General features: G+C 34.0%; 6 protein-coding genes. All 6 read left to right on the plus strand.

Going from position 1 to position 9,112, the window contains the following annotated elements; translation table 11 throughout:
• The first annotated feature begins 202 nt into the window (after window positions 1-202).
• The 6 genes from EMN46_RS16190 to EMN46_RS16215 all read left to right on the plus strand — a co-directional run bounded on the left by EMN46_RS16190 (window position 203) and on the right by EMN46_RS16215 (window position 8,299).
• A complete protein-coding gene (locus EMN46_RS16190) occupies window positions 203-2,278 on the plus strand; it encodes an OmpA family protein (RefSeq protein WP_154201863.1) in 2,076 nt (691 codons plus the stop codon).
• Window positions 2,279-2,386: 108 nt separating this feature from the next.
• Complete coding sequence (locus EMN46_RS16195; RefSeq protein ID WP_154201864.1) at window positions 2,387-3,556, plus strand: AIR synthase related protein; 1,170 nt, start codon at window positions 2,387-2,389, stop codon at window positions 3,554-3,556.
• A gap of 230 nt (window positions 3,557-3,786) precedes the next feature.
• Entirely contained in the window at window positions 3,787-4,872 is a 1,086-nt protein-coding gene (gene prfA / locus EMN46_RS16200) for a peptide chain release factor 1 (RefSeq protein ID WP_154201865.1), read from the plus strand.
• A 97-nt stretch (window positions 4,873-4,969) separates the two neighbouring features.
• Window positions 4,970-5,797, plus strand: a complete 828-nt coding sequence (pyrF, locus tag EMN46_RS16205; RefSeq protein ID WP_154201866.1) for an orotidine-5'-phosphate decarboxylase — start codon at window positions 4,970-4,972, stop codon at window positions 5,795-5,797.
• A gap of 118 nt (window positions 5,798-5,915) precedes the next feature.
• Window positions 5,916-7,187, plus strand: coding sequence for a DUF2851 family protein (locus EMN46_RS16210; RefSeq protein WP_154201867.1), 1,272 nt, complete (start codon window positions 5,916-5,918; stop codon window positions 7,185-7,187).
• 71 nt (window positions 7,188-7,258) lie between these two features.
• Window positions 7,259-8,299 (plus strand): TrkA family potassium uptake protein, encoded by a 1,041-nt coding sequence (locus EMN46_RS16215; RefSeq protein WP_154201868.1) that lies wholly within the window; start codon window positions 7,259-7,261, stop codon window positions 8,297-8,299.
• The last annotated feature ends 813 nt before the right edge of the window (window positions 8,300-9,112 follow it).

The raw sequence follows: 9,112 nt of genomic DNA on the forward strand, positions 1-9,112 counted from the left end.
TTAGCCTAAAATTATATTCAGCAGATTTTAAAGAGCTCCATTTGGAGCTCTTTTTTTGATTTATATCAGTTGTGTCTTTTGATGATTGAATTTATTTATGTTCTTAATATGGGTGAAAACTTAACTGCTTTTGTATCTTTATCAGAAATTCCTAAATTGAATGATTAATTTAATTTGTGCACTATTTTAGACTATTGATAATATGAAGGTTTTAGTAAAAGTGACTCTTAGTCTTTCTTTGTTATTTGGTATGGCCTGTTCGCCTCAATACTATGCTCGTAAAGGTGATCAAGCATTTAATAAAGGATTATATTACTTATCGGAATCTAAATACGATAAAGCTTATGAAAAGTCCGATGACCATGCTTTTAAATCTGAAGTGGCTTTTAAAGCAGGACAAAGTCTTGAAAAAATAAATGAAGTTAAGAAAGCTGCTCGCTGGTACAAAAAAGCAATTCGTAGACGAGATTCTTTCCCAGAAGCCTTAATTCATTTAGCTCAGGTTGAAATTAAAAGTGGAAATATTGAAGATGCTGAAGAAAACTTCTCTATATACGAAGACTATGTTCCTGAAAGTAACAGAGGCGATGAAGAAAGGTTAATTAATGTTTTCGATAAAGTTAAAGATTGGAAAGAGAATCCACAAGCCTATATAATCCGTCCAATGGATAAGCTTAATAGTAGATCTAGCGATTTTGCACCTCAATATTTTAATGGAGATACAAATGTTATCATCTTTACGAGTACGCGTAAGGGCGGAATTAGTGTTAAAGAGGATGGCGTTACAGGTGATAAGTTTTCTAATCTTTATCGTTCGGATTATACGAATGAAGTTAAAAGAGATATAAGAAATAAAAGAGGAAAGTATATTAAAACAAAAACCATTTTGAAAGATGGGTTTGAATGGCAAAAACCTGTAAGTATAGGTGATAGTGTTAATTCAACCTCGAATGATGGTGCAGCTTGTATCGATTCAGAAGCCAGTCTTTTGTATTTTACATCATCACGTAAAGTGGATAAAAAAGATAGAGGTACAAAAATTTATAGTATAGCCATGCAAGGAGACGAGTGGGGTGAGTTGCATCAATTAAAAATAGTGCCAGATTCACTTTCTATAGGTCATCCTTCTTTATCAGCAGATGGGGAAACTCTTTATTTTGCATCCGATATGGCAGGTGGTTATGGTGGAAACGATATCTGGATGGTGAAAAAGGATGGTGAAACTTGGGGAAGTCCTGTGAATTTGGGAGCCGATATTAATACAGATAAAGAAGAAATTTTCCCATATATTAGAGATAATGGCATGCTTTATTTTTCCTCTGATCGGCTTGACGGAATGGGTGGCTTAGATATATATGCAGCCAAATCTCGTGCTAATGTTTGGGATGTTAGAAATATGCAATATCCAATAAATACAGAGGCCGACGATTTTAGTATTGTTTTTCAGCCAGGGGAGAAAAAGGGTTTATTTGCTTCATCAAGGAATAAAGGAAATGATGATATTTTTTCTTTTGAAAAAATGGAGGTTGATCCTACACTTATTGGAATTATTGGTGGTGTAATTAGCTGGGATGAAGGTTTGGCAGGAAAGAATATTAAAGTAAAAGTAGAATCCGATAAAGGCGAAGTTAAGGATATCAAGATAGGAGAAAATGGAGCATTTAAGTTGCCTATTCATGTTGATACTAAATATACAATAACAGTTTCTGGTGACGATTTTTTAACTGAGAAAAAGCAAATATCAGCAGGAAGTATTGATGAAAAACTAGATTTTGATTTGAATTTTGAATTGAAAGGTATTGGTGTACCAATCAGATTGAAAAATCTACTGTTCGGATTTAATGAATGGACTTTGAGTAATGAGGCTAAAGAGGCATTAAAAGATTTAGTTGTACTTATGGAAGAGCATAGCGATATTATTATTGAGCTCAGTTCGCATACAGATTATGTGGGACTTAAATCTATAAATGATAGTGTGTCGCAATTAAGAGCGCAAGTTTGCTTCGATTATATGCTTGAGCAAGGTGCAGATAAAAACAGATTAAGAGCATTAAGCTTTGGAGAAAGTAAGCCTTGGGTTGTTAAGCAAGAAGGTCAGGATAAGTATTCATTTTTGAAAGTTGGCGATGTATTGAGCGAAGCTTTTATTAATAAGCTTTCTGATGAAAAACAAAAAGAGGTTGCTATGCAAATGAATAGAAGAACTGAAATTAAAATTGAAAGAATAGTTAAGAATAAAAGATCAAAATATATTAGTCCAAAAAGATTGAGGAGATAGATAAGGCGAAGGGCTTTCGTAAAAGGGAAAAAATACTAACTTTACGACGGCAAAAAAATAACAAAAGCGTTCTGCCATGCAGGGCGCTTTTTTTACTACTATCCAACCATGAAAAAAGACGAAAGATACAATTTAAGAGGCGTTTCTGCATCAAAGGAAGATGTGCATAATGCTATAAAAGACATTGATAAAGGGCTATATCCAAAGGCTTTTTGTAAGGTGATTCCTGATTATCTTACTGGAGACGACGAATACTGTAATATCATGCATGCTGACGGAGCAGGAACAAAATCTGCTTTGGCTTATATGTATTGGAAAGAAACAGGAGATTTGTCAGTTTGGAAAGGTATTGCTCAGGATGCAATCATTATGAATCTTGATGATCTACTTTGTGTGGGTGCTGTTGATAATATACTGCTTTCGTCTACTATTGGTCGTAATAAGAACTTGATTCCAGGAGAGGTTATTTCTCAAATTATTAATGGAACAGAGGAGTTGCTTGCAGAGTATCGTGATCTAGGTGTGAATATTTATTCAACAGGTGGCGAAACGGCTGATGTAGGTGATTTGGTTCGTACAATAATTGTCGATTCTACGGTTACTTGTCGTATGAAGCGTAAGGATGTTATCACAAATGAAAAAATACAGGCTGGTGATGTTATCGTTGGTTTGTCTTCTTCGGGAAAATCGACTTACGAAAAAACCTATAACGGTGGCATGGGGTCCAATGGACTAACTTCTGCTCGTCACGATGTTTTCTCAAAGTATCTTGCTGAAAAATATCCAGAGAGTTTCGATGGAGCTGTTCCTGAAGATTTGGTGTATTCAGGAAATTGTAAATTAACTGATGCAGTAGAAGGTACTGATTTGGATGCTGGAAAATTAGTTCTGTCTGCTACTCGTACTTTTGCTCCAATTGTGAAGGTAGCTTTAGATAAGTTTCGCTCTCAGATTCATGGTATGATTCATTGTTCGGGTGGCGCTCAAACAAAAGTTCTTCACTTTGTTGATAACCTTCATATCGTAAAAGATAACATGTTTGATGTACCTCCATTATTCAAATTGATTAAAGATCAGAGTGGAACAGAATGGAGCGAAATGTATAAGGTATTTAATATGGGGCATCGTTATGAGTTCTATGTGCCTGCTGAAATTGCTAATGATATTATCGAAATTTCGAAGAGCTTTAATGTAGATGCTAAAATTGTTGGACGTGTAGAAGCTTCTGATAGCAAAAAGTTGACTATTGAAAGTGAATTCGGAACATTCGAATACTAAATAAAATTATAGACTAAGCCGATCGTCCTTTTAATAGGATGATCGGCTTCTTTGTATATGAAATTCAGGCAGAATCAGATGTGTTGGTTGTGTTTTAGATAAATAGGAATAAAGATGTTATCTTGTTATTATGATAGGTTTATATGTTGACGTGTTCTAATAATAGGCTTTAAATCAGTTAATGTGATTTTATTTTCCTAATTTTGTGCAAATTTTAAGAGATTATAAGAATGAGCGATAATGTGTTACTTGGAAAACTAGAAGGTGTTTTTATCCGCTTCAAGGAGGTTAGTCAATTGATTACCGACCCTGAAATAATGAGTGATATGAAACGCTATGTTAAGCTAAGCAAAGAATATAAAGAATTAGATTTGGTTGATTCTGCTGCAAAAGAATATCGAAATGCACTTGAAACTATTGCCGAATCAAAAGAAATATTAGCCACTGAAAGCGATGAAGAATTGCGCGAAATGGCAAAAATGGAATTGGAAGAACTTGAGGATAAATTACCTGATATGGAGCAAAATATTAGATTGCTTCTTGTTCCAGCTGATCCTGAAGATTCGAAAAATGCAATTCTTGAGATTCGTGCAGGTGCTGGTGGCGATGAGGCTAGTATTTTTGCTGGTGATTTACATAGAATGTATACTAAATTCTGTGAAAGTCGAGGTTGGAAAGTATCTATGTCTTCATGTAGTGAAGGAACTTCTGGAGGATTCAAAGAGGTTGTGTTGAATGTGACTGGAAATGGCGTTTATGGTGTCTTGAAATATGAATCAGGTGTACACCGTGTTCAACGTGTACCTCAAACCGAGACTCAAGGGCGTGTACATACTAGTGCAGCATCAGTAGCTGTTTTGCCAGAGGCTGAAGAGTTCGATATTGATGTGAAAGAAAGTGATATCCGTAAAGATACTTACTGTTCTTCAGGTCCAGGTGGACAGTCGGTAAATACAACTTACTCGGCTATTCGTTTAACTCACAATCCTACTGGGATTGTGGTAACTTGTCAGGATCAAAAATCTCAGCTTAAAAATTATGCAAAAGCATTAATTGAGTTGCGTTCTCGTATTTACGCACTAGAACATCAAAAATATCTCGATGCTATTTCATCTAAACGTAAAACGATGGTTTCTACAGGTGACCGTTCGGCTAAAATTAGAACTTACAATTATCCGCAAGGTCGTGTAACGGATCATAGAATTAACTTAACGATGTATAATTTGAGTGCTATTATCGATGGCGATATTCAAGAAATTATCGATAAGCTTCAGGTTGAAGAAAATGCAGAACGACTTAAGGAAAGTGGTTTGTAAAAATATTTGGCAGTGGTTTTTTAACTACTGCCTTTTTTTTGATCTCATTTAAATGGATCATCAATAAAAAAATAAACAACCGTAAAATAGATATCAGATGAATTATCAAGCTTTATTCGAACAAATTAAATTAAAGAAGTCTTTCTTATGTGTAGGTCTGGATACCGATGAAAAGAAAATTCCAGAACATTTGCTAAAAGAGGAAGATCCTATTTTTGAATTCAACAAAGCAATTGTTGATGCAACGGCTCACTTGGTTGTTGCTTACAAACCTAATATTGCATTTTACGAGTGTAAAGGTGCTAAAGGATGGCTTTCTTTAGAGAAAACAGTTTCTTATATCAAAGAAAATTATCCTGAAGTATTCTTGATTGCTGATGCTAAACGTGGCGATATTGGAAATACATCAAAAATGTATGCCAGTGCCTTTCTTGAGAATATGCCTTTCGACTCTATTACCGTTGCGCCTTATATGGGTGAAGATTCAGTAACTCCTTTCCTTTCGTATAAAGATAAATGGGTCATTTTATTGGCTTTAACATCTAATAAAGGAGCTTTTGATTTCCAGTATTTCCAAGAAGGTAGGCAAAGAATGTTCGAGAAGGTTCTTGAAAAATCACAAGAATGGGGTTCTAAAGACAATATGATGTATGTTGTTGGAGCCACTAAAGCTGAGATGTTATCTGATATTAGAAAAATTACTCCTAATCATTTCTTATTAGTTCCAGGAGTTGGTGCACAAGGTGGTAGCTTGCAAGAAGTCGCTAAATATGGTATGAACGATCACTGTGGTTTGTTAGTAAATTCATCTAGAGGGATTATTTATGCTGATTCAACAGCAAATTTTGCTGAAGTTGCTTGCGAAAAAGCGTTTGAACTTCAAAAAGAAATGGCTGCATTAATGGATGCAAAAGGAATTTTGTAATTCTGATTATAAGATATTAAAAGCGCGATGGTCATCAGATCATCGCGCTTTTTGTTGTGTATCTAGGAAACATATCATAAATTTAGTAATCTGAATATGGAATTTTAGAACTGTTTTTATGAATGAGGATTTTCTACATTACGTATGGAAGTATCGCCTTTTCGATCCTGAGAACTTAATATCCTGTCAAGGATATGCTTTGGAATTGGTAGATGTTGGTCAGTTGAATACTGATTCTGGACCTGACTTTTTTGATGCGCAAATTCGAATAGATGGTTTGCTTTGGGCTGGAAATGTAGAGATTCATCTGAAATCTTCGGACTGGTTTCGGCATAGTCATGATAAAGATTTGGCATATAATAATGTAATCTTACATGTTGTTCTTGAAAATGATAAGGATGTCGTTTTATCGAATGGTAGATTATTGCCTTCTTTAGAGTTGAAAATCCCTGATGCTATTCTGAATAAATACCAATCATTAATGTCATCTCAGACATGGATACCTTGTCAGGTTGATATTCCTAAACTGAATAATTTTTTTGTCAATCATTGGCTCGATCGTATGTTACTTGAAAGATTGGAGCGAAAAGCTGATGAGATTAGGAAGATGTATCATCAAAATTCTAATTCGTGGGAAGAAACATTTTATCAATTATTGGCTCGCTATTTCGGTTTGAAAGTAAATGCCGAGCCATTTGAGCAGTTAGCAAGATCAGTACCTTTGAAAGTTTTGGCTAAGCATAAAAATTCCTTATTGCAATTAGAAGCTATTTTCTTTGGACAAGCTGGCTTTTTAGATGATAATATCGCTGGCGATGAATATTATGCAAGTTTGCAAACCGAGTATGGTTTTCTAAAGAGTAAATTTAAACTTAAGCCAATCGAAAAAAGCAGATGGAAATTTATGCGCTTACGTCCAGTTAATTTCCCAACGCTTAGAATTGCACAGTTTGCTAGTTTAGTTTATCACTCGCAATCTTTGTTTTCAAAAGTTATTAATGTTCAAAAAATAGCCGAATTCTATGTCTTACTTCAGTCTAGAGCTCCTTCCTATTGGGGAACTCATTACCGTTTTGGTGAAAAAGTCGATTTCAAAGATAAAGCGTTAGGTCAATCAACAATTGACATTTTAATTATCAATGCTATCGTTCCAATCCTATTTGTTTATGGACAAGAAATGGGAAGTTCCATGTATATAGATAGGGCCTTGTCTTTTTTGGAGAATCTAAAGCCTGAGAATAATTCAGTTATTAAGATGTGGGTAAAAAGTGGTGTTCAGGTTAAATCCGCATATCGATCTCAATCATTATTGCACCTTAAATCGGAGTATTGTAGTAAATACAGGTGTTTGGAATGTGAACTAGGAAATAGAATTCTTCGTTTAAAATAAATTTGCTTTTCCTTATTGTGATATGATAAGATTGGTTAATTTAGATTTTATTTTTCATATAAACACGAATAATGTCATTAAAGGGACGTCGAGTCTGGGAGGGGAATATTAAAGCACTCTGTTTAGCTTTGCTTCTGCTGGTTATTGTTATTGGTCTTGGGACCTCTGGATACATGCTACTTAACGAAGAATATAGTTTTATCGATGCTTTGTATATGACGGTAATTACAATCTCAACGGTTGGATTTAAGGAGGTTCACGACCTCTCTGATCAGGGGAAGTTGTTTACAATACTTTTGATCCTGACTAGTTTTGGTATATTTGCTTATATTGCTTCATCAGTAACCCGTTTTATTTTAGATGGGGTTTTTCGTAAGAATTTAAGAGATTATAGATTGGCTAAAAAAATGGAGAAATTAAGTAATCATGTTATTGTTTGTGGATTTGGTCGAAATGGGCGTCAAGCAGCAATGGAGTTGATTGAACATAAAGAGCAAGTTGTCGTAATTGATTTTAAAGAATCTAGTATAGAAAAGGTGCGTTTGATCCCTGGTTTAATGTTTGTCCATGGTGATGCAACGCTTGAGGAGGTTTTGACATTTGCCAATATCGCTAATGCGAAAGCTTTAATTACTGCAATACCAAATGATGCTTCTAATGTATACGTTTGTCTTACAGCTAGAGAGTTGAATCCTGATATCCGTATTATATCGCGATCTTCTAAATTGCAATCAGATAATAAATTAAAGCGAGCTGGGGCAAATAATGTTATTATGCCAGATCTTCTTGGAGGTCGACGAATGGCTAAGTTAGTTGCTCAGCCCGATGTTGTAGAATTTGTAGATAAAATTTTGCTTCAATCAGTTAAAGGTGTAAATCTAAAAGAAGTTTCTTGTTCTCAGCTTGCTAGTTGTTTTGTTGGTAAGTCAATTTTAGATTTAAATGTAAGAAATATCTCAGGAGCTAATATTATTGGATTAAAAGACGGTGATGGAAATTATATATATAATCCTTCTCCTAATATAATTCTAAATAACCAATTTCAGCTTTTTGTATTGGGTGATGATATCCAATTAAGAAGAATTATTGAATTATTAAATACAGGAAAGTAGAGTTTGTATATTCTTTTGAAACATTAAGTGTCACTGAGTCAGTCTGATGTTGTTTTTCTTTGTTTTTTTATTAGAAATAATTTGGAAATAGATATATTTTACGACTATATTTGTAGCCACTTTCAACGGAGAGTGGATTTATAAAATGGTTGTTTAGTAGTATTTTATAGGCAGTGGTAGGGTGGTCGTAGGAATTTTTTACTTTTAAAAGATTATTTACACCTACTAAACAACCTTTCGATTCGAGAGTTGCTGAGAATTTTGATATTCGTATCAGGTTCTTTTTTTTTAGCTCTAATTTTTTTGAAATAAAATTTCAAAAAAAATGAATCTTGATTTGCAAATTTAGAATTAAAGTTCTTATATTTGCACTCGCTTTAAGAGAAAGGCGATGGTCTTTGAATCGTTTGTAGGTATTGAAAACATTGGGTTATCCCGATAAAAACAATTAAAAAATAAACGAAAAAAGATTTGCAAGTTTAGAATTAAAGTTCTTATATTTGCAGCCGCTAATACAGCGAAAAGTTCTTAAAAAATCTGGAGTAATGTAACGACGAGAGTTGAAATTTTGGAAAGAAAAATTTTCTTTAAAAAACTTCAAATTTCATTTGGTTTTAACAAACTAAAGTTGTTATCTTTGCACCCGCTTTGATAGTGTAATCACTATCAAAACAACTAGAAAATTTTGAACGAGAGTTCTTTGAAAATATTGGAAGTAGAATAAAGTTAGGTAAATACAAGAAAATAACCTTGTCAATTAAATTTACGAAATAACTAAGATATTATCCACGAGCAGAATTAACTATAAGTTTT

This window comes from Ancylomarina sp. 16SWW S1-10-2, assembly GCF_009669305.1.
Taxonomy (GTDB): Bacteria; Bacteroidota; Bacteroidia; order Bacteroidales; family Marinifilaceae; genus Ancylomarina.

Excerpts from the sequence above, each read along its gene's own strand:
- prfA (WP_154201865.1), top strand. The coding sequence starts at position 3,787 with ATGAGCGATAATGTGTTACTTGGAAAACTAGAAGGTGTTTTTATCCGC.
- EMN46_RS16190 (WP_154201863.1), top strand. The coding sequence starts at position 203 with ATGAAGGTTTTAGTAAAAGTGACTCTTAGTCTTTCTTTGTTATTTGGT.
- EMN46_RS16195 (WP_154201864.1), top strand. The coding sequence starts at position 2,387 with ATGAAAAAAGACGAAAGATACAATTTAAGAGGCGTTTCTGCATCAAAG.
- pyrF (WP_154201866.1), top strand. The coding sequence starts at position 4,970 with ATGAATTATCAAGCTTTATTCGAACAAATTAAATTAAAGAAGTCTTTC.
- EMN46_RS16215 (WP_154201868.1), top strand. The coding sequence starts at position 7,259 with ATGTCATTAAAGGGACGTCGAGTCTGGGAGGGGAATATTAAAGCACTC.
- EMN46_RS16210 (WP_154201867.1), top strand. The coding sequence starts at position 5,916 with ATGAATGAGGATTTTCTACATTACGTATGGAAGTATCGCCTTTTCGAT.